The organism is Qipengyuania sp. S6317L1, from assembly GCF_023015615.1.
Classification (GTDB): Bacteria; Pseudomonadota; Alphaproteobacteria; order Sphingomonadales; family Sphingomonadaceae; genus Erythrobacter.
Window position 1 is genome coordinate 188923 of the sequence record NZ_JALKAJ010000001.1, and the last position, 19281, is coordinate 208203.

Here is a 19281-nt window from a genome sequence, read left to right on the forward strand (position 1 = left end):
TCCCTTCGCGCAAAAATTTAATCCCGTTGACCCTCGCACAGAACACTGTGCGGCAGGTCTTTTCTCTTTTTCATTTGTAAAGGACTGTGGCACGAATAAGGCGAAATGAGCGCCGAGGAAAGCAAAACGTCATCAAACTGTCGCGAAAATGCGTCGGTTCCGGGTGAAGCGACACCCGAAGATGCGCGCGCGAAACGGCGGGGCAAAGTCGAAAAGAAGCGCAAGAAAGCGCGGCCTCTGGACGAGACAGCCTTACGTGATCTGGCGCTTTCCTATGTCGCTCGCTTTGCCACCACGGGCGCGAAGCTTGAAGGCTATCTCCTTAGAAAGCTTCGGGAAAGAGGCGTTGCGCAAGATGGCGATGGGCGCGTGCAAACGCCCGATGTCGCAGGCCTGGTCGAGCGTTTGATCGAACTCGGCTATGTCGATGATGAAGCCTACGCCAGGTCCAGGACACGCGACCTTACCGCAAGGGGTTATGGGGCGCGGCGGGTGAGCCAGGCGCTATGGGCCGCAGGTGTGGATGAAACCACAAGAGAGGAAACCGCACCTTCCGAAGCGACCTTGCGGCGCGCAGCCGTGCTCCTTGCAAAGAAGCGGCGATTTGGGCCTTTCGGGCTTACCCCTCAAGACGAAGAGCCTGCCGAAACGGTCCGCAAGCGGCGCGAGAAACAGGTTGCCGCAATGCTTCGCGCGGGCCACAAATACGAACATGTCGCATTCATACTGGATGCGCCAGATGAAGATGAAATCGACGAATGGCTGATCGAGGCCGAGGACGCAGAAGAGGAACCCGATAGATGGTGAGATTGGCCGCAGCATTGGTGGGATTGGCCCTGGCCGCATGTTCGCCAAACGGAACATCTGCGCAAGAAGCAAACCCCGCGCCTGCGCCCGTCGCTGAAAACTCGGACTATTCCGAGGCAGGGTTGCGCCTGATCGACGTGACCATCGTCAGCGGCGATACGCGCCACCTGTTTACGACAGAGCTTGCCGCCAGTCAGGAAGAGCAAGCCAAAGGCATGATGTTCCGCAACGAAATGGGCGATGATGAAGGGATGCTGTTCCCGTCCTATTCGCCCCAGTTTCGCAGTTTCTGGATGAAGAATACGCCTCTGCCGCTCGATATTATCTTTATCGGTCCAAACAAGCGGATCACCAATATCGAGGCAGGCGTGCCCTATTCACTGGAAAGCGTGACCTCGCGCGGCATGTCGATCGCGGTGTTTGAAATCCGCGGCGGCCTGTCCGAGGAGCTGGGCATTGCGCCGGGTGATCTGGTGGAATTCGAGATTCCCGAGGATGCGGGTCTTTAGGAACGGTTTCGCCAGAAACCGCAAGGGCGCCAAGAGGACCAAGGCGCCCGCCCGCAGCGGGGGCAGCTTGCCTGCCCGCATAGCGAGGACGCCCGCCCGGACGGGCGTGCGAAAAACAAACTAAGCGTAAGGTCTGGCTTGGCGCGCCTCTCGTAATCGGCTAACGGCTCTTGCCATGGGAATCTTAGGCAAAATCTTCACTTGGTGGGACGGTGCGACCCTGGGTACGCACTGGTGGTCAAAGCGCGTTGGCGGCGAGCACGTCGGCACTGATGCGCAAGGCAACAAATATTACCGTTCCAAAGGCAAGGATGGCCCCAACACAGGCTCTTACACGCAGAAAGAGCGCCGTTGGGTGATCTATGATGGCGTCAATGATGCAAGCCGCGTGCCTTCCGAATGGCACGGCTGGCTGCATGGCGCGTTTGACGATGTGCCGGAAAGCCATCTTCCCCCCGCCAAGGTGTGGGAAGTCGATTACACGCCCAATGCGACCGGGACGCCGAACGCCTATCTTCCGCAAGGGATGATCGAACGCGGCGGCAAGCGCGCGAAGGCCGATGGCGATTACGAAGCGTGGGCGCCTGAAGGCTGATCCGAAGGCACCCCTGCGTGAAGCCCCTCGCCACTCTTGCTTTTGTCCCTCTCGCTGCCTTGGCGCTGGCGGGATGTGAACAGATCAGTTCGCTGACAGGCGGCGCCGAAGAGGACGGGGAGCCCGCTCGGGTGGAATTGGCCGAAGTGGCAAGCGATGCCGCTATTGCGCAGGACGCCGACGCCGAGGCGCAGATGTCCGAGGACGTCACCCCCATGGCGGAGCGGATCGCGACCATCGGGCTTCTCAACAAACGCAACAATGTGACCAAGGATATCCAGCTCAAACCGGGCGAAAGCGTGGAAGAAGGGCCGGTGATCGTGCGGCTCGAGGCATGCGAGCGAACCGCGCCTTACGAATTCCCGCAGGAAACGGGCGCTTTTGTTCAATTGGACGTTCTCGAACGCGGCGCGCAAGGCCATGCCCGCGTGTTTTCAGGCTGGCTGTTCAAGGAGAACCCCAGCCTCAACGTGGTCGAACACCCGATCTATGATGTCTGGGTCAAGGACTGCGCGATGCGTTTTCCCGGAGAGCCTGCAATCGAGCCAGCAGTCGAACCGGCATCCGAAACCGCATCTGAGGCATCGTCCGAGGAATAACCCGCGTCCCCTGCTTGGGGATCGGCGAAGCTTTGAAACGCCTCTCTCAAGCCCGTTTTCGTGTGCCCGAGCGCGCGCTCGACCAGCTTCAGATATGCCTTTTGCGGCATCTCCACCGCGCCCATGCTGGCGAGGTGGTCTGTCATGAACTGGCAATCGAGCAGCGTGTAACCGGCCCGTCTGAGGCATGCGACAAGCCAGCACAGCGCGACCTTGCTCGCATTATCGGCGAGGCTGAACATACTCTCACCGCAAAAAACCTGTTCGAATGCAACGCCATAAAGCCCGCCAACAAGGCGAGGGGGCGTATCGTCACCGGCCTGCCAGCACTCGATCGAATGGGCGTATCCGGCTTTGTGCAGATTGGTGTAGCTGTCTACGATGCGCTCGCTGATCCAGCTTTCTGGATGGCCCGGGCGCGGCGCAGCGCAAGCGCGCATCACACCTTCAAAATCATGGTTCATCGTCACGTGGAAACGGTCTGCGCGCAGAACTTTACGCAAGGATTTGGAGACGTGCAGGCCTTCCAAAGGGATGATTGCGCGTTCGCGCGGTTCGACCCAGAAAATCTCCTGATCCTCGCGGTTGTCCGCCATCGGGAAAATCCCGCTGCGATAGGCAAGCAGCAGGGTTTCAACCGGGATGATGGCCCGCTGATCCGAGTGATGAGGCGAATGCATGGTGCCTTTGCGCTTATCACCCGCCTTGATCAGCGTCAGCACAGATTCGACCAAATGGGCAAAACCGATGCTTGCCTAAGCTGCTTTGCCGCTATAAAGGCGCTTTCTCGCGTAGGGGCGTAGCTCAGTTGGTAGAGCGTCGGTCTCCAAAACCGAAGGTCCAGAGTTCGAGTCTCTGTGCCCCTGCCATTTTCCTTGAAAAACGCGATTAGTCTTCGGTTTGAGCGGCTTCGGGCTCGCTCGCCAATGGTTCTGTCCAGCCTTTGGGCACGATACGCAGGATGCGGCCAGCTGCTCGACCATCTTCGCCTTCCTCTTCGGTCAGCAGATAGAGCATTCCATCAGGACCCGCGCGCACATCGCGAAAACGCACATCAAGCTCTCCGAAAAGCTCCGCCTGTTCGCCAAGCGAGCCGTCTTCGTTCATTGCGATATGACGCACATGACGCAGCGCGAGCGCAGAGAGGAACAGGTCGCCTTGCCAATCGGGGAAGGCGTCGCCTGAATATTGCGCAAAGCCCGAGGGCGCGATGGAAGGCGTGAAGTGGGTGAGCGGCTGCTCTGTCCCCTCAAGCGCCTCGAACGGCGACACCCGTCCGCCCGAATAATCGAGCGCATAGGTCACCGTGGGCCAGCCGTAGTTTGCGCCCTTCCTGATTTCGTTGACCTCGTCTCCGCCAGCAGGGCCATGCTCGTTTTCGAGCAGGCGGCCATCGTCGGCGACAAGAATACCTTGCGGGTTACGGTGGCCGTATGACCAGATTTCAGGAAGCGCGCCCTCTTGCCCGACGAAAGGGTTGTCGGCAGGAACGCTGCCGTCATCATTCAGGCGCACAATCTTGCCAAAATGGTTGTCGAGGCTCTGCGCTTCTTCGCGAAAGTGGAAGGCATCGCCCACCGGCATCACCAAAGTGCCATCAGGCAGGAAGGCAATGCGCGCGCCATAGTGATTGCCCTGAATGCGCGAAGGGGACGCTTCGAACAGGATTTTGCCATCGGACAAATCCCCATCGGAATAGGTAAAGCGGGTGAGGAGCAAGGTGTTGGTCCCGTCTGCCATGTCTCCGGCATAGGAGATGTAAATCTGACGGTTTTCTTCAAAATCGGGGTGCAGCACCACATCGAAAAGCCCGGCCTGAATTCCATCGCCAAAGTGGACGCGCGGAAATTCCCAGCTTCCGGTGAATTCCTTGACCGTCTCTTTCGATCCGTCGGGGCTGACCAGAAGCAGCGTTCCCGTTCGCTCGGTCACCAGCATATTGCCATCGGGAAGGAAGGCGAGCGACCACGGATGGTCGAGGCCTTGTGCGAGGGTCTGAACCTCGTAATTGATCGGCGCTGCATCGACGCGGCCTGCCAGCGCGCTGGTCTTTTCACCCGTATCCGAGGCGCCCTGATTGGAGCAAGCGGCAATCATCGCGGTTGCCGCCAAAGCCAGTGTCGTTGAAAAAATGCGCATCGGTCAGGGGCCTCTCATCGTCTTGTTCTTGCGCGCGCACTTATCACGCCGGCGCCCGCAATTGTCTAGGACACTTGCCTTGGCGAGCGAGGAGCCTCTAACGTCCCGGTGCATCAGGGAGAGTTTACGTGCGCATTGTTCTCAAGACCCTCGGCTGGATTGCCGCATTGCTTGTGGCGGCATTGGGAACCTATGTCGTGGGGGTCATTGCCAATGCGCAATTCGTGATCGGCGCGCACGACGTCCCCGTCAGCTTTGGTGACAGGCTCAACATGACCGCTTTCGATGTATCCAACATGTGGCTTTATTATGCGGTTATCGTGATCGCGCTGCTGCTGGGCTTCGGGATTGCGGCGGTGGTTAAGCGGTTCTTGCCCGGCCTCGCGCGCGTTGCTTACCCCATCGCAGGGGCCGCCGCGCTCGGCGTGGTGCTTGGCCTGATGTATCTCCAGTTCCAGACCATCCCGATCAGCGGCGCGCGCTCCGCGCTTGGCTTTACCGCCCAGGTGGTCGCAGGCGGCATTGGCGGGTGGATCTTCGCAAACCTGCTGGGGCGCGCAAAAGCAGCGGCTTGAGCAGCGGCTTGAGCAGCAGGGCGCGCCACCAACACCGCGAGAATGTCACGTAATTTCACGTATGTGGCAATTTGCACAGAGCCGGCGGCTCTTGCCCGCCATTGTTCGCCCCGAGCTTAGCGATTCGGGACGATGGGGCTTCATCGGAAAGCAGGGCCGAGACACTCTCTCGCTTGACCCGTGTGGCAGTTTCGAACTGGGGGGTAAGGACTGCCGCCCCCACGTTCCGGATCGCAAGTTCACGGCCTTTGGCTTGGACTTGGTGCAAGTCCGGCATGTGGGCCCGGTCATAAGTGCAATGGATTATGACCGGGTTCGCAACCGCCCCGGGGGCAAACGGGCGGCATAAATGGGGGCAGGAGGCGCTTTTCTGCGAGTGAAGCGCCTCCATTCCCTCTTACCTTCTCAAGCGATCAGTATTCTTCTGGCTCTTCTGGAGTCTCGACATGGTGGTCGGGACCTGCGTCCTTGAACCCCTGCGCCAGCTTGAACACCACGCCCGAAAGCAGGAGCAGTGCAAGCAGGTTGGGCAGAGCCATTGCCGCGTTGGAAATGTCGCCAAGGCGCCAGACCAATTCGGACGGTTGAGCCGCCGCCAGGAAGATCACCACGCACCACAGCACCCGCCAGATGATGTGCAGGATCTTCTCCCCGCCGCGGGTGGAACCGGGAATACGGTCATAAAGGAAAGTGATCGCCCGCTCGCCGTAATACGACCACGTAAGAAGCGTGGTGAAAACGAACAGGATAAGCACGATGCTGGTCACCAGAGTGCCGATGGGAACCCCAGCGATAAGCGTCGGGAAGGCGGCTGCAAACGCGCCGCTGGTCATTTCAAAACCCACACGATCCGATTGCCACGCATAGGAAACCGCCTCGGTCCCCGCCATGAAATCACCGCGCACCGAAAGGATAACCAATGCGGTCATGGTGCAGATGACGATCGTATCGATGAACGTGCCGAGCATCGCCATGCGGCCTTGCGATTCAGGATCATTTGTCTGGGCGACCGCGTGCGCGATGGCTGTCGAACCTTGCCCTGCCTCATTGGAAAACAGGCCGCGCGCAACACCTGCCCGAAGCGCGATAATGATCGCTGCGCCTGCAAAGCCGCCCACCGCCGATTGCGGATTGAACGCGCCGTAGAAGATAAGGCCGAAGGTCGCCGGGATCTCCGAGAAGTTCAGGATAAGCGCCAGAACCGCGATGATGATGTAAGCGCCCGCCATGAAGGGGATGACCTTTTCGGCAACGCTACCGATGGATTTGATCCCGCCAATGATGACGATGAAAACCGCGATCGCGACGATCAGTCCGCCGACCCATTCCTCGATCCCGAACAATTCGCCAAGGCCATCAGCCACTGCGTTCGCCTGGATCGAGTTGCCTGTGACCAGAGCGGAAAACAGCGTGCCGACGCAGAAAACAACCGCAAGCCATGTCCACTTGGGCCCCAGTCCCATGATGATATAGGTCATCGGTCCGCCGCGCTTGACCCCGTCGCTGGTCGTCTCGCGGTAACGGATGGCAAGCGACCCTTCGGCAAAGGCGAGTGCCATGCCGAAAAGTGCGGTGATCCACATCCAGAAAATTGCGCCGGGGCCACCAAGCGCAATCGCGGTCGCGACGCCTGCAAGGTTGCCTGTGCCCACCTGTCCCGAAAGCGCGGTCGAAAGCGCGGCAAAGGGCGAGATTTCACCTTCGCCGGACCCTTTGCGCCCTGCAAAAAGGCCCGCAAACGCGCTGCCGAGCTTGCGCAAGGGATAGAATTTGAGGCCGACCATGATCCAAAGGCCAATGCCCAGAAGGGCGATTGTCATTGGAGGGAAGGGGATCACTTCGACCCCGTTCCATGTGCCGCCCCAGATGAAATCCGAAACATTGGTAATTGGCGCGATCCAAGCTTCTGCGCCCGATACGTCTGCAGCCATTTGTGGCTATCCCCTTAGTTTGCTTCTTCGCGAAGGCGGGTTGCTTCCATCAACCCGTATTGGAAAGCAGGCACGCTAGAGGGGCAGCGGGGCATATGCCAGCGTAAATGACAGCTTGGTCACATTTGCATCGCTTCGAAATATAATGGCGACTTGCCAAGAGCCGCTTTTCACCGTAATTCGCGACTCAATTCCGACATTGGTAGTAATCTAAAGCCAGCCCAAGACCTTGTTCCTGGCGGCGATGGACCCTACCTGAAAGCCGGATACCGACACACGCATTCAAGCGATCCATTTTTGGAAGCGAAAGACGAAATTCATGGCCCAAGCACCCAAGGCTCAGGACAAAAAGCGCAAGACCTCGATCCCTGAATTTGTGAATCAGGTCCGCAACGAAACCAGCAAGGTGGTGTGGCCCACTCGCGAAGAAACGGTGCGCACCGCGATCTTCGTTTTCATCTTCATGGTGGTGCTCGCGCTGTTCTTCTTCGGCGTCGACAGCCTGTTTAACGCTGTTGTGAACTTCCTTCTCACGCTTGCCTAATCCGGGGCCTGACCGCCGCGCAAAAGATTCAATTCAAGGATAATCCTTCATGTCACGCTGGTATATCATCCACGCCTATTCCGGTTTTGAAAACAAGGTCAAAGAAGCGATCATCGCGGAAGCGGAGCGTCTTGGCCTGACCGAAGGCGTCGAGGAAATCGAAGTCCCGACCGAAACCATCACCGAAGTAAAGCGCGGCAAGAAGGTTCAGGTCGAGCGCAAGTTCATGCCGGGCTATGTGCTGGCAAAACTGCGCATGAACGATGACATCTATCACCTTGTGAAGAATACACCCAAGGTGACGGGCTTCCTTGGCAACAACAACAAGCCACAGCCTATTTCCGAGCGCGAAGCTGCACGTTACTTTGGCGGCGTGGAAGAAGCGAAAGCGGCTCCCAAGCAAGACATCAGCGTCGATTATGAAATCGGCGACAGCGTCAAAGTGCTCGACGGTCCGTTTGCAAGCTTCAACGGCGTGGTCGAGGAACTCGACTTCGACAAGGCGAAGGTCAAGGTGTCGGTTTCGATCTTTGGCCGCGCAACGCCGGTTGAACTCGACTTCGAACAGGTCGAACTGGTCAAGTAATCGATTCCTCCCTAGAAGGGCATATGTGGCCTTCTAGGGAGCGCGGAAATGTGGCAGCTTACCTGTCGTCTTAGCCGGGCGGTTATTCTTACCTTTGCAGGGTTTGCGACGCTGTGCGGACCAGCCATGTGGTCCGGCGCTTTAGCGCAGACCGGCGATGCCACCATCAGCGCGCCTTACACGCGCGAAGTGGCCCTGCCCGGCAAAATGGGCGGTTTTACCATCATCAATCCGGGCCGGATCGCCCGGCCCGTATGCGCAAGAAAACTTGCCGAGCTGATGCAGTCACGCGAAGGGGCGGGCCGTTTGCCCAACGAGGTCTATGACCTCTATGGCGATGTGAGAATTCCATGGAACCCGAACCGGCTCAATTACCAATCGGTCCATTACACCTTTTCCACTGCGGGCGGCGTTGTGGTGACCATGTCGTGCACCCTTGCCAGCAACAAGGCCGTGACCTTTTCGGTCGAGGGATATGCGCGAGGCAATGCAACACTTGCCGATGTTCGCCCGGTGATTGACGGACATTTCCGTTATTTCGGCAGCCAGCTGGAATTCCACGATTGAGGCTGCGCATCGTCAGGCTGGTGCCGGGTAATTGATGCGATGAAGACCACCTATGGCATCTGCACGCGCAAGAAACGCTTTGCCAGCCGCGCCGCCGCCGAAGCGGTTGCCGAGCGCGCCGATGTTCCATTGCGCGCATACAAATGCGAGCTGTGCCACCAATACCATCTCACCGGTCGCACCAAGGGAATGAAATTGCCCGCCTTCGAAGTGGACAGACGCCGCGCGCTCAAGGCTCGCAGGCGGTCGCGGACTGCGCCCTGATCCGCGATGTGTGTCTGAGCGTGCGTAGCCGGGTCACCTGCGGTTCGCACTTTTTCAGCTGAAAGCGCACCTTGCGCCCCTCAAAATCGAGCGACACGCGGCGAAACTTCTCCATCAGATCCGTGCCAAGAAGCAGGGAAGGCTTGTCGTTGATCCCGAACACCTCGAACGGAGGCACATCGGCAAAGGCAATCGGCACATTGTTGAAGACGATCGGGCCAAGCTGGAGGCGCTTGACGATCGCAAATTCGACTTCGGCGCGCGCGCCGGTGACGCCGATAATGTCGAAGGACTGCCCGCTGCCCCTGCTGCGCCGGATCAGGTCTTGCTTGAGCGCCATATTACCGATGGTGACTTCGGTTCCGGTGTCGATGATCGCATCGACGCGCCGCCCTTGCGCCTTCACCTTGGTCAGGATCAGCTGTCCACGCCGCAATCGTCCGGTCACGACAATCTCGTGCCTGCCAAAGTCGGCTGGCTCCTCATATCGGTCCTCAACCGTGATCACCCGCTTGTCAAAGTCGAGCATCAGGCGCAATTCGACCAGAGCATCAAGCCCGATCATGCCGTCCCCGCCAATGTCGCTTTCCTCAAGCACGGGAAGCTCAAGATCGCGGATGGTCGATGGCCCAAGATCGAGCCGATCGACAAGCGCGCGCCCGACGGTCGCGCTTTCGGTCATGGCGTGAAGAAGGACCGGCTCACCCTCGGGCAAGGCGAGTTCACGCGCCAGCTTGCTCCCGATAACAGAGGTGTCCGCGCCGCTGTCGACGACGAATTTGTGCGGGCCGGTGCCATTGATATTAACCTCGACGGTCAAGCGGCTGCGCCTTTGCTGCGCCTCGATCTCGTCGCCGCCGACCTTAAGCTTCTCGTCAAATTCGGCAGGCGGCAGATCGGGGAGGCGTCCTGATCGCTGCGCGCCGTTTTCCTCGGGGGCGCTGTCCTGAGCAAGCGCGGGCACACCGGCGATCAGCCATGCCATGCACAGCGTAAGGATCGTTTTGGGCAAGCGGGTGTCTCTCATCGTATTGTCCATCATAGCACAGTCGGGCAGATACGCGCCGACCAGCGGGCGGGAGGCACGCAAATTGCTTGCATCGCCCTTGCAAAACGCTATGTGGGCGCGTCGCGTCTAAACACGCGATTCCCGCGCGGGAGGTTGGCTTTTGAGCCTGCTGTTTGACCGCTTAACATGATCCCCGGCTGGAAATTGCCAGGGAAACAGTGAGAAAAGGAGGCCTCCCATGGCCAAGAAGATCGAGGGCTATATCAAGCTCCAGGTGCCTGCTGGTACCGCAAACCCGTCACCGCCCATCGGCCCTGCTCTGGGTCAACGCGGTGTGAACATCATGGAATTCTGTAAGGCGTTCAACGCTGCGACGCAGGACCTTGAGAAGAACGCGCCGATTCCCACCACGATCACGGTTTACGCTGACCGCTCGTTCACCTTCACCACCAAAACCCCGCCAGCATCTTACCTGCTCAAGAAAGCAGCCAAGATCAAATCGGGTTCCGGTGAGCCGAACAAGAACAAGGTTGGCAAAATCACCCGCGCACAGCTCGCTGAAATCGCTGAGACCAAAATGAAGGATCTCAACGCGAACGACATCGATTCTGCTGTCAAAATCATCGAAGGCTCCGCACGCGCGATGGGCCTCGAAGTGGTGGAGGGCTAAACCCATGGCGAAACTTACGAAACAACAAAAGGTCCGCGCAGAGCTCGATTCAGAAAAGCTCTACACCGTGGACGAAGCCCTCGCGACACTGCGCGAGCACAAGGCGAAATTCGACGAAACCGTTGAGCTTGCCATGAACCTTGGCGTTGACCCGCGTCACGCCGACCAAATGGTTCGCGGCATGGTGTCGCTTCCATCGGGCACAGGTAAAGATGCCAAAGTCGCCGTGTTTGCGCGTGGCGAGAACGCTGAAAAAGCGACCGCTGCCGGTGCCGACAAGGTTGGTGCTGAAGATCTCATGGAAGACATGCAGAACGGCAACCTCGACTATGACCGCGTGATCGCAACCCCTGACATGATGGGCGTTGTCGGTCGTCTGGGTAAAGTGCTTGGTCCAAAGGGCCTTATGCCAAACCCCAAGCTCGGCACGGTTACCCCGAACGTCGAACAAGCCGTGAAGGACGCCAAGGGCGGCCAGGTTGAATTCCGCGTCGAGAAGATGGGCATCATCCACTCGGGCATCGGCAAGCTGTCGTTCGACGATGCTGCTCTCAAAGCCAACTTTGAGGCGCTGACCCAAGCGGTTGTGAAAGCCAAGCCATCGGGCGCCAAAGGCAAATACGTCAAGAAGGTCTCGCTGACCTCGACCATGGGCCCCGGCCTCAAGGTTGACCTTGGCGAAGTCGAGGGCGCGTAAGCCCTCCTATTCTCGATAGAGATACGAAAACGGGCCCGAAGCGATCTGCTTCGGGCCCGTTTTTCGTTGTCCTGTCGCGGCGCCCTAGTCGCCAGTCCGGTCTGTCCAGATCAGCAGGACAAGGCCGGTGATGATGAAGATTGCAGCGCCCGACAAAAGCCACGGGTTGATGAACCACATTTCGCCCCACTCAAACTCGCCCTTGTTCATGCGGGCATAGCCGCCAAAGTGCTGAGTGGTCGCAACGCCAAGGCCAAAGACCGCGAAAACGGCAGAGAGATAGCGCACCAGCCAAAACCGCAAATTCGGCATAAGCAGGAGCAGCCCCAGCAGCCCGATCACCGTGCGCTGCGCCCTGCAATAGGGGCAGTTATAGACCAGATCGAGCAGGTCGACGGTCCAGGTGGCGGCGCAGATAAGGATGGCAAGCAGGCCAACCCACAGGCGATACCGGAGCAGTATGCCCGGCAAATTATTGAATACAGTCATTTGACCCCCTCTTCGTTCAGCGCCCCGTTTGGTTCGCCTGAATACCGCGCCTAGATCCCGCCGGGCGTGAAATCCAGGCCATTGGTTGCAAGCCCGTCGGTGAGCGTATCAACCGCGCTCCTGACCGTTTCCGCATCGGTTGAACGGATCACGAAATTCGCGCCCACGCGCCCCTCGCGAAAGAAGGGGTAGGAGCCGATCTGGCAGTTTTCATGCGCCTCTTCGACTTCGCGAAGCAGCCCTGCGATCTCGCTTTCGGCGGTCCAGCATCCGATCGTTTCCGAGATCAGCGGCGCGCCGCCTTCAAGCTGTCCGGTGAGCGCATCGAGCATTCCGGCTGCGATATGCGGCACACCTGCCATGACGAAGATATTGCCGTGGCGAATGCCGGGCGCGCCAGATTTTTCATTACGGATAAGCTCGGCTCCGTCGGGGACCCGCGCCATGCGAAGACGCCCTTCGTTAAGTCCGCCGCGGCCCGAATAATACCCTTCGAGGATAGAGCGCGCTTCAGGGTGGATCACCACCTCCACGCCCAAAGCCTTGGCGATGGCATCTACGGTGATGTCATCATGGGTCGGGCCAATCCCGCCAGTGGTGAAAAGGTAATCGTTGTCAGCGCGAAGAGCATTCACCGCTTCGACGATTTTGTCCTCTTCATCGGCCACGACGCGCACCTCGGCAAGGCGAATGCCCTGCACCTGAAGCCAGGTTGCGATCTGGCCGATATTCTTGTCGTGGGTGCGGCCCGACAGGATCTCGTCACCGATAATGACGAGGCCAGCGGTCCAGATTTTTTCAGCAGAGGTCATAGGCGTGAGGTAAGCGAAACTGTCCTTAACGCAAAGCCTCTTTCGTCACTCTGCCGCCTCAAGCTGCTCGTCGGCTTGCCTTGCGTTGGCACCGGCCTTTGAAAACACCAGAATGCCATCGTCTATCGGGTCGCTTGCCATGCGCTTGCGATCGAGGACATATTCCTGGTTGAGGCGCCATGGATATTCGGTCGCGTTCTTGGGATTGATATCCTTTGCCCGCTCAAGATAGCCGCTGGAATAGTCGCCGAAGATGTTTTCATCGACGATGTTCGCCTTGATCCGGGGTGTCATGACCGGATTGACCACATCCGCGCCCCGGCTGCGCATTTCGCGCAAGAGGCGGCATACATAGTCGGAGTTGATGTCGGCGCGCAGGGTCCAGCTGGCATTGATGTAACCGAACACCACCGCAAGATTGGGAAGGTCGGAATACATGCAGCCCTTGTAATAATAGCGCTGCGAGAAATCGACGGGTTCATCATTGACGCTGACCGCGATCTTGCCTGCAATAGCGAGCTTCAGGCCGGTGGCGGTGACGATGATATCGGCTTCCACAAGCTCGCCCGATTTGAGGCGGATGCCGTTCTTTTCGAATGTGTCGATGTGCCCGGTGACAATCTCGGCCTTGCCCGATTTCATCGCTTCGAACAGGTCATCGTCCGGCACAAGGCACAGGCGCTGCTCCCACGGGTTATAAGGAGGCGTGAAGGTATCCTTGTCATACCCCGGGCCAAGCGCTTTCTCGATGCCGTTATACAACGCCTTCTTGACCCGTTCCGGCTTGTTGCGCGCGGTTTTGAACGCAAGGTCCTGCATCTTGATGTTCTTGAAGCGCGTGATTTTATACGCGAGCGTATCCGGCAGGATCTTGCGCATAAAATTGGCAAACCCGTCCTTTGCAGGGCGCGCAAACATCCATGTCGGCGTGCGCTGGAGCATGGTCACCTTTTCGGCCTTGTCCGACATGGACGGCACAATCGTCACAGCCGTCGCACCAGAGCCGATCACGACGACCTTCTTGCCGGTGTAATCAAGATCCTCGGGCCAGAATTGCGGGTGGATCACCTGCCCTTCGAAATCGCCCAGCTCAAAACCTGCATCGTGCGGTTCGTCATAGTCGTAATAGCCGCTGCCCAGATAAAGGAAGTTGGCGGTCAGATGCGTGCGCGAGCCGTCTGCCTTTTCCATCTCGACGTGCCAGCGCGCTTCGTCTTCGCGAAAGTTTGCGCTGATGACCTTGTGGCCAAAGCGGATTTTATCGCGGATGCCGCGGTCATCGACGATTTTGTTGAGGTAATCGAGAATGGCGGGCGCATCAGCGATGCTTTTTTCATGCCGCCATGGTTCGAAATCAAAGCCGAGCGTGTGCATATCGCTGTCGGAACGGATGCCGGGATAGCGGAACAGGTCCCATGTCCCGCCCAAATTCTCGCGCTGTTCAACGATGGCGTAGGAGTGGCCCGGTGCTTTCATCTGCATATGGGCGGCCATGCCGATGCCTGAAATCCCTGCACCAACGATGAGGACGTCAAAGTCTGGGGGTGTCGCTAGCATGTGTTTTCTCTCTCCGGTTACTGCAAAGAAAAGCACAGGCGCTGCTCAAAAGCGAGTCTTGATTGCAAATAGCAACTGACTTCATCGGTGAAAGCGGTTAGGGCCTCGCGCCATGACGATCCCATTCAGGCTGACAGCCGCTTCGCTGCTTGCTTTGAGCGTTCCCTTTGCCGCTCATGCACAAGACGATGAAGAGCCAACGGAAATTCCAACCGAGATTGTGGTGACCGGAGAGGGGCTCGAGCCTGCTCTTTCGACAATCGTGTATTCGACAACCACGATTGATCGCGAGGCAATTGTTTCGACCGGTTCAGGACGGCTTGAGGATGTCCTGTCAAACGTCGCGGGGTTTCAGCAGTTTCGCCGTTCGGACAGCCGATCCTCCAATCCGACCGCGCAAGGGGTGACGTTGCGCGCGCTTGGCGGCAATGCGACGAGCCGGGCGCTGGTGCTTCTGGACGGAGTGCCGATTGCCGATCCGTTCTTTGGTTATATACCCCTATCCGCGATTTCGCCTGATACGCTGTCGAGCATCCGCGTGACACGCGGCGGGGGCTCCGGCCCGTTTGGTGCAGGTGCGCTTGCCGGTACGATCGAGTTGGAGAGCGCAGGGCCGGGCACAATCGGCACACTCTCGGCAAGCGTGCTTGGCAATGACCGCGAAGAGACCGAGGCGAGCGCGGTGCTGTCGCAAAATCTTGGCGCAGGCTTTGCTGTTGTCAGCGGACGCTGGGACCGGGGGCAGGGGTTTTTCACAACGCCCGAGGATCAACGCGTACCGGCAAGCGCGCGCGCTGCCTTCGACAGCTGGCAGTTGGGCGTTCGCGCCGTGGCGCCGCTCAATTCCGATATCGAATTGCAAGCCCGCGTAAGCGCGTTCAGCGATGATCGCACGCTGCGTTTTGAAGGTGCGGATTCGAACCATCAGGGGCAGGACGCGAGCCTTCGCGTGGTGGGCCGCGGCGAATGGGAATTCGACGCGCTCGCCTATGTCCAGGCGCGCAATTTCAACAATATCATTATCAGTTCGACGCGCTTTGTGCCGGTGCTCGATCAACGCGACACGCCTTCCACCGGCCTTGGCGCAAAATTCGAACTTCGCCCGCCTGTGGCAGAGGGCCACGATTTGCGCGTGGGCGCGGACTACCGCCGCGCCGATGGCGAGCTTCAGGAAGACGCGTTCAGCGCCTTCACCGGCGCTTTACGCGAAACCCGGCGCGCAGGGGGGGTGAACAGCAACCTTGGCCTGTTTGTCGAAGACGACTGGTCCATCGGCCCGCTGGTTCTGACCGGGGGGCTTCGCGCAGACTATACCGAAATCAAGGACGGTTTCTTCCGCGCGCGCGATGCCGGCAACGCGATTGTGAGCGAGATCATCGCCCCTGATCGCAGCGATTGGGCGGTCAGCTGGCGCATGGGCGGCTCAATCGTGGCAACCCGCGGGATTGATGTGAGGGCAGCGGCCTATACCGGCACGCGTCTGCCAACCCTCAACGAGCTTTACCGCCCCTTTGTCGTCTTTCCCGTGGTTACCGAGGCCAATGCCAGCCTTGAGAACGAGCGGCTTCAAGGCTTTGAAGTGGGGCTGGATTTTAGCGTGTCGCGCGATGTGTTCGTGTCGCTTACCGCGTTCGACAACCGGGTGAAAAACGCGATTGCCAATGTCACGCTGGAGCCAAACTTGCGCCAGCGGCAAAACCTGCCAGCGATTGATGCGCAAGGGATCGAGGCAGGGCTCGCCGCCAGTTTCGGCAGTCTCAGCATTGATGCCTCGCTCGCCTATACCGACGCGACAATTGACGGGGAGGGGGCCTCGCTTGCGCTGGATGGCAACCGCCCGCCGCAAACGCCGAAAATTTCCGCCTCGGCAACGCTGGCATGGGAACCTGCCGAAGGGGTGCGCCTTGCTGGCACGCTGCGGCATGTCGGTGCCCAGTTCGAGGACGATCAGGAAAGCGATGTTCTGCCCGCTGCCACGACGCTCAACCTGTTTGCGCAAGCTCGCGTGACAGATGGAATTTCGGTCATCGCACGCGCGGAAAACCTGTTTGATGAAACCATCATCACCCGCAATTCAGGCGGCGCGATTGATCTGGGCGTGCCCCGGACGCTGTGGCTGGGTGTGCGTCTCGATCTGTGATGCGGTCCGAAGAAATGACAGCCAATAAAACGGGCGTCTGAAACAAAATTAGGCCACTTACGGCAAACCCGCATTAATGCTGCGTTGCAGCGTAAAATGTGGCATATTTGCACCACACCAGCGATAACTCGCCTAGGTCCCTTGGCAGCGGGAAAACCGCTGATAGTCTCCGGAATTAGGGAACCGTACTGGCGCAAAGGTCAGGCGGATGTGGAGAGAGAAAATATGACACGTAAGCTTGCGGCCTATGCCGCCGGCCTGATGGCCTGCAGTTCATTTACAGTACCGGCATTTGCTCAAGACAGCGAGCCGCTCGCCGCACCTGAAGCCGATGATGGCGTTATCATCGTGACCGCGACACGGCGCGCACAGGATATTCAGGACATTCCGCTGGCGGTGACCGCAATTACCCCGCAAGCACTTGAAAACCAGAATGTCGTCGGGATTCAGGAAGTGACTTCGCTTGCGCCGAGCTTCAGCTCCTCTCAGGCCCAAACCTCGTCCGGGTCCGTCGTACTTCGCGTTCGCGGGGTGGGCACAACCTCAAACAACATCGGCTTTGAAAGCGCGGTCGGCATCTTCATCGACGGCGCCTATCAATCGCGCCCCGGCGTTGCGCTTTCCGAGTTTGTCGACATTGAGCGGGTGGAAGTTCTGCGTGGGCCGCAAGGCACCCTGTTTGGCCGCAACACCTCTGCTGGTGCGCTCAACATCGTGACAAAGCGTCCCGAACTCGATTCGTTCGGCGGATTCGTGAACGCACAATATGGCAGCTTCAACGAAATCAGCCTTCAGGGGGCTGTCAACGTCCCGCTTGTGGAGGACACGCTTGCACTCCGGTTGACCGGAGCGTTCCGTGAGCGCGACGGCTTTCTCGATGTGGTCGATGCGTCAGGCAACCAGATCGGTGAAACAAACACCGCCGATCAGTGGCTCGTTCGCGGGCAACTGGGCTTTGAAAGCGAAAGCGGGGTTCGCGGGCGCCTTCTTGCGGATTATTCTCGCAGCACGCCAAGCATTGGCGGCGCGATCGAGCTTTACCAAAGTCCTCTGGTGACAGCCGGTGCCTATGCCGGGGTCGGTCTTGGCGTCGGGTTGAATGGCGGCAATGGTCAGCCATCGGTTGCAACCACCCCGTTCGACCAGGCAGGATTTGAAGAAGCCCTCGACAATCGCACCGTTTCGGCAAACTTCGCCCCGTTTTCGAAGATCGAGAATTACGGGACGACTGGCGAGATCGAATTTCCGATTTCTGACAGCGCGGACCTGATCTTCATCGGTTCGTACCGAAAGTTTGAATCGAACGAGAATTACGATTCAGATTTCACCGCCAACGACATTTTCAATGTCGGTCCGGCAATAACAGATATCGAAACCTACACCGCCGAACTGCGGGTTCAGGGTGAGGCCTTCGACGGTCGCCTCAATTATCTTATCGGCGGCTTCTACTCGAATGAGACGATCGATCAGTCGGTCACTTTTGTGGCGGGCAGCGAATATGATGCCAACATTGGCGCGCTGTTCGGCGGCGCTGCCGGGCCATCGCCTCTGCTGACCTTCACCGGTTCGGATATCAGTGGCAACGGTGTCACCAACCGGTTCCAGCAAGACGCGGAAAGCTATTCGATCTTTACGAACAACTCGCTTGAAGTTGCCGATGGACTCGAATTTACGGTGGGTGCCCGGTATTCGTGGGAGGACAAATCAGGCGGGTTTACACAGACTTCTGCCAATAATCCGACCTGTCCGGCGGTCCTCGATGCCCTGTTTACAGGTGGCCTCGCGCCGCTTGGGGGTGCCGGTTCTACTCTTGCAGCGCTGGGTTGCCTCGGTTTCCTCTCGCCAGCAGATTTGCCGCAGGCGAGTGTGTTCCCGCTGCCGGTTACCTTCCAGGACACATTCGATGATGAAGAGCTGATCTGGACGGCCAAGGTCGCCTATGAATTCGCTGCACCGGTCAACGTCTATGCCAGCTTCACCCATGGCTATAAGTCGGGGGGGATCAACCTCGACACGACCGCTGCCGTGCTTGGAGCCAGCCCGGTCTTCAATTCCGAAGAAGTCGATGCCTACGAAATCGGTCTGAAAAGCCGTCTGCTGGACGATGCCGTCACGCTTAACATCGCGGCCTTCCATCAGGAATTTACCGACTTCCAGGTGCTCGAATTCACGGGCACCGCGTTTGCCACGTTTAACGTGCCGCGCGCGCTGTCCAAAGGTGTCGAGATTGAAAGCGTTATTCGTCCTAACAGCGAACTGACCTTCAGGGCGTCTGCCACAATCCTGGATGCCGGATATCCCGACGATTGCGCAGGCGACTCGACGGCTCCGCAGGTGGTGTCGCTGTGCGGTTTCTCGCTCACCAATGCGCCGGATTTTGTCGGGATCATCGGCGGGCTTTGGGAAAAGCCGATTAATGATACGACCGAGTTCTTCCTTTCCGGACAACTGCGGATGGAAGGCGACCAGCGCACATCAACACAGGGTATCGTCCCGCCGTCAGCTGCACAAATCGCAGCCGTCGGCATTGACGCGGCGGTCGCTGCCCAGCCGCTTATCGTTGCGGACGTGCAAGACGGCAAAGCCTTCGTCAACTTGCGCGCGGGTCTGCGGTTTGGTGATGGCGCCTATTCGATTGAGGGCTTCGTCAACAACCTGACCGATCAGGTGGTTCGCGGCGTGACCTTCAACACGACGCTGCGAGGTAGTGGTGCGGCGAACTCACGTTCGGCCTTCTCGCTCCAGCCGCGGACTTATGGTGTGGTGGTTCGCGCCAAGTTCTAAGCGCGAG

The 19281-nt window shown here is 58.8% G+C and carries 20 protein-coding genes and 1 tRNA gene; 14 read left to right on the plus strand and 7 right to left on the minus strand.

What is annotated here, in order from left to right; translation table 11 throughout:
- The first annotated feature begins 105 nt into the window (after positions 1-105).
- The 4 genes from MWU38_RS00970 to MWU38_RS00985 all read left to right on the plus strand — a co-directional run bounded on the left by MWU38_RS00970 (position 106) and on the right by MWU38_RS00985 (position 2510).
- Positions 106-807 (plus strand): regulatory protein RecX, encoded by a 702-nt coding sequence (locus tag MWU38_RS00970; RefSeq protein ID WP_348646854.1) that lies wholly within the window; start codon positions 106-108, stop codon positions 805-807.
- On the plus strand, positions 801-1316 hold the full coding sequence (locus MWU38_RS00975) for a DUF192 domain-containing protein (RefSeq protein ID WP_247269962.1): 516 nt from the start codon (positions 801-803) through the stop codon (positions 1314-1316). The genes MWU38_RS00970 and MWU38_RS00975 overlap by 7 nt, the downstream gene beginning before the upstream one ends.
- Positions 1317-1491: 175 nt before the next feature.
- Complete coding sequence (locus tag MWU38_RS00980; protein WP_247269963.1) at positions 1492-1911, plus strand: NADH:ubiquinone oxidoreductase subunit NDUFA12; 420 nt, start codon at positions 1492-1494, stop codon at positions 1909-1911.
- Between the two features lie 17 nt (positions 1912-1928).
- The gene (locus MWU38_RS00985) at positions 1929-2510 is read left to right on the plus strand and encodes a DUF2155 domain-containing protein (protein ID WP_247269964.1); all 582 of its coding nucleotides are present in this window, start codon (positions 1929-1931) and stop codon (positions 2508-2510) included.
- Here MWU38_RS00985 and aat read toward each other — a convergent pair.
- Complete coding sequence (aat, locus tag MWU38_RS00990) at positions 2399-3190, minus strand: leucyl/phenylalanyl-tRNA--protein transferase (RefSeq protein WP_247270037.1); 792 nt, start codon at positions 3188-3190, stop codon at positions 2399-2401. The genes MWU38_RS00985 and aat overlap by 112 nt on opposite strands.
- A gap of 113 nt (positions 3191-3303) precedes the next feature.
- On the opposite strand from aat, the gene MWU38_RS00995 reads away from it, so the two are divergent.
- Positions 3304-3379 (plus strand) — tRNA-Trp (locus MWU38_RS00995).
- A gap of 19 nt (positions 3380-3398) precedes the next feature.
- Here the strand turns inward: MWU38_RS00995 and MWU38_RS01000 are convergent.
- A complete protein-coding gene (locus MWU38_RS01000) occupies positions 3399-4649 on the minus strand; it encodes a PQQ-dependent sugar dehydrogenase (RefSeq protein WP_247269965.1) in 1251 nt (416 codons plus the stop codon).
- Positions 4650-4777: 128 nt separating this feature from the next.
- Here MWU38_RS01000 and MWU38_RS01005 point away from each other — a divergent pair, with 128 nt between their 5' ends.
- The gene (locus MWU38_RS01005; RefSeq protein WP_247269966.1) at positions 4778-5224 is read left to right on the plus strand and encodes a hypothetical protein; all 447 of its coding nucleotides are present in this window, start codon (positions 4778-4780) and stop codon (positions 5222-5224) included.
- 413 nt (positions 5225-5637) lie between these two features.
- On the opposite strand, the gene MWU38_RS01010 is transcribed toward MWU38_RS01005, so the two are convergent.
- The gene (locus MWU38_RS01010; protein ID WP_247269967.1) at positions 5638-7155 is read right to left on the minus strand and encodes an amino acid carrier protein; all 1518 of its coding nucleotides are present in this window, start codon (positions 7153-7155) and stop codon (positions 5638-5640) included.
- A 319-nt stretch (positions 7156-7474) separates the two neighbouring features.
- On the opposite strand from MWU38_RS01010, the gene secE reads away from it, so the two are divergent.
- From secE to MWU38_RS01030, 4 genes are read left to right on the plus strand one after another with little or no spacing between them, the layout of a single operon-like run.
- Positions 7475-7699 carry a preprotein translocase subunit SecE gene (secE, locus tag MWU38_RS01015; protein WP_247269968.1) on the plus strand — a complete coding sequence of 75 codons (225 nt, stop codon included), beginning with the start codon at positions 7475-7477 and terminating at the stop codon, positions 7697-7699.
- Between the two features lie 49 nt (positions 7700-7748).
- Complete coding sequence (gene nusG / locus MWU38_RS01020; RefSeq protein WP_247269969.1) at positions 7749-8285, plus strand: transcription termination/antitermination protein NusG; 537 nt, start codon at positions 7749-7751, stop codon at positions 8283-8285.
- Positions 8286-8333: 48 nt separating this feature from the next.
- On the plus strand, positions 8334-8852 hold the full coding sequence (locus tag MWU38_RS01025; protein ID WP_247269970.1) for a hypothetical protein: 519 nt from the start codon (positions 8334-8336) through the stop codon (positions 8850-8852).
- A 39-nt stretch (positions 8853-8891) separates the two neighbouring features.
- The gene (locus tag MWU38_RS01030) at positions 8892-9116 is read left to right on the plus strand and encodes a hypothetical protein (protein WP_247269971.1); all 225 of its coding nucleotides are present in this window, start codon (positions 8892-8894) and stop codon (positions 9114-9116) included.
- Here the strand turns inward: MWU38_RS01030 and MWU38_RS01035 are convergent.
- Positions 9082-10206 carry an aspartyl protease family protein gene (locus MWU38_RS01035; RefSeq protein ID WP_247269972.1) on the minus strand — a complete coding sequence of 375 codons (1125 nt, stop codon included), beginning with the start codon at positions 10204-10206 and terminating at the stop codon, positions 9082-9084. The two genes, MWU38_RS01030 and MWU38_RS01035, sit on opposite strands and share 35 nt — an antisense overlap.
- A 157-nt stretch (positions 10207-10363) precedes the next feature.
- On the opposite strand from MWU38_RS01035, the gene rplK reads away from it, so the two are divergent.
- Positions 10364-10795 (plus strand): 50S ribosomal protein L11, encoded by a 432-nt coding sequence (gene rplK / locus MWU38_RS01040; RefSeq protein ID WP_247269973.1) that lies wholly within the window; start codon positions 10364-10366, stop codon positions 10793-10795.
- A gap of 4 nt (positions 10796-10799) precedes the next feature.
- Positions 10800-11492: a 50S ribosomal protein L1 gene (gene rplA / locus MWU38_RS01045; RefSeq protein WP_247269974.1), complete on the plus strand. Its 693-nt coding sequence runs from the start codon at positions 10800-10802 to the stop codon at positions 11490-11492.
- Positions 11493-11576: 84 nt separating this feature from the next.
- Here the strand turns inward: rplA and MWU38_RS01050 are convergent, their stop codons facing one another.
- Genes MWU38_RS01050 through MWU38_RS01060 form a run of 3 tightly spaced genes read right to left on the minus strand, consistent with a single transcriptional unit; the run spans position 11577 to position 14350 of the window.
- A complete protein-coding gene (locus MWU38_RS01050; RefSeq protein WP_247269975.1) occupies positions 11577-11981 on the minus strand; it encodes a hypothetical protein in 405 nt (134 codons plus the stop codon).
- Positions 11982-12031: 50 nt separating this feature from the next.
- Positions 12032-12793 (minus strand): molybdopterin-binding protein, encoded by a 762-nt coding sequence (locus MWU38_RS01055; protein ID WP_247269976.1) that lies wholly within the window; start codon positions 12791-12793, stop codon positions 12032-12034.
- 45 nt (positions 12794-12838) lie between these two features.
- Positions 12839-14350 carry an NAD(P)/FAD-dependent oxidoreductase gene (locus MWU38_RS01060; protein ID WP_247269977.1) on the minus strand — a complete coding sequence of 504 codons (1512 nt, stop codon included), beginning with the start codon at positions 14348-14350 and terminating at the stop codon, positions 12839-12841.
- Between the two features lie 112 nt (positions 14351-14462).
- Here MWU38_RS01060 and MWU38_RS01065 point away from each other — a divergent pair, with 112 nt between their 5' ends.
- Together MWU38_RS01065 and MWU38_RS01070 are read left to right on the plus strand one after the other, a co-directional pair.
- Positions 14463-16490, plus strand: coding sequence for a TonB-dependent receptor (locus MWU38_RS01065; protein WP_247269978.1), 2028 nt, complete (start codon positions 14463-14465; stop codon positions 16488-16490).
- A gap of 225 nt (positions 16491-16715) precedes the next feature.
- Complete coding sequence (locus MWU38_RS01070) at positions 16716-19274, plus strand: TonB-dependent receptor (RefSeq protein ID WP_247269979.1); 2559 nt, start codon at positions 16716-16718, stop codon at positions 19272-19274.
- The last annotated feature ends 7 nt before the right edge of the window (positions 19275-19281 follow it).

Excerpts from the sequence above, each read along its gene's own strand:
- MWU38_RS00975 (WP_247269962.1), top strand. The coding sequence starts at position 801 with ATGGTGAGATTGGCCGCAGCATTGGTGGGATTGGCCCTGGCCGCATGT.
- MWU38_RS01000 (WP_247269965.1), bottom strand. The coding sequence starts at position 4,649 with ATGCGCATTTTTTCAACGACACTGGCTTTGGCGGCAACCGCGATGATT.
- MWU38_RS01010 (WP_247269967.1), bottom strand. The coding sequence starts at position 7,155 with ATGGCTGCAGACGTATCGGGCGCAGAAGCTTGGATCGCGCCAATTACC.
- rplA (WP_247269974.1), top strand. The coding sequence starts at position 10,800 with ATGGCGAAACTTACGAAACAACAAAAGGTCCGCGCAGAGCTCGATTCA.
- MWU38_RS01070 (WP_247269979.1), top strand. The coding sequence starts at position 16,716 with ATGACACGTAAGCTTGCGGCCTATGCCGCCGGCCTGATGGCCTGCAGT.
- MWU38_RS01055 (WP_247269976.1), bottom strand. The coding sequence starts at position 12,793 with ATGACCTCTGCTGAAAAAATCTGGACCGCTGGCCTCGTCATTATCGGT.
- MWU38_RS01050 (WP_247269975.1), bottom strand. The coding sequence starts at position 11,981 with ATGACTGTATTCAATAATTTGCCGGGCATACTGCTCCGGTATCGCCTG.
- MWU38_RS01025 (WP_247269970.1), top strand. The coding sequence starts at position 8,334 with ATGTGGCAGCTTACCTGTCGTCTTAGCCGGGCGGTTATTCTTACCTTT.
- MWU38_RS01030 (WP_247269971.1), top strand. The coding sequence starts at position 8,892 with ATGAAGACCACCTATGGCATCTGCACGCGCAAGAAACGCTTTGCCAGC.
- MWU38_RS00970 (WP_348646854.1), top strand. The coding sequence starts at position 106 with ATGAGCGCCGAGGAAAGCAAAACGTCATCAAACTGTCGCGAAAATGCG.
- nusG (WP_247269969.1), top strand. The coding sequence starts at position 7,749 with ATGTCACGCTGGTATATCATCCACGCCTATTCCGGTTTTGAAAACAAG.
- MWU38_RS01065 (WP_247269978.1), top strand. The coding sequence starts at position 14,463 with ATGACGATCCCATTCAGGCTGACAGCCGCTTCGCTGCTTGCTTTGAGC.
- rplK (WP_247269973.1), top strand. The coding sequence starts at position 10,364 with ATGGCCAAGAAGATCGAGGGCTATATCAAGCTCCAGGTGCCTGCTGGT.
- MWU38_RS01060 (WP_247269977.1), bottom strand. The coding sequence starts at position 14,350 with ATGCTAGCGACACCCCCAGACTTTGACGTCCTCATCGTTGGTGCAGGG.
- MWU38_RS00980 (WP_247269963.1), top strand. The coding sequence starts at position 1,492 with ATGGGAATCTTAGGCAAAATCTTCACTTGGTGGGACGGTGCGACCCTG.
- aat (WP_247270037.1), bottom strand. The coding sequence starts at position 3,190 with ATGCATTCGCCTCATCACTCGGATCAGCGGGCCATCATCCCGGTTGAA.
- secE (WP_247269968.1), top strand. The coding sequence starts at position 7,475 with ATGGCCCAAGCACCCAAGGCTCAGGACAAAAAGCGCAAGACCTCGATC.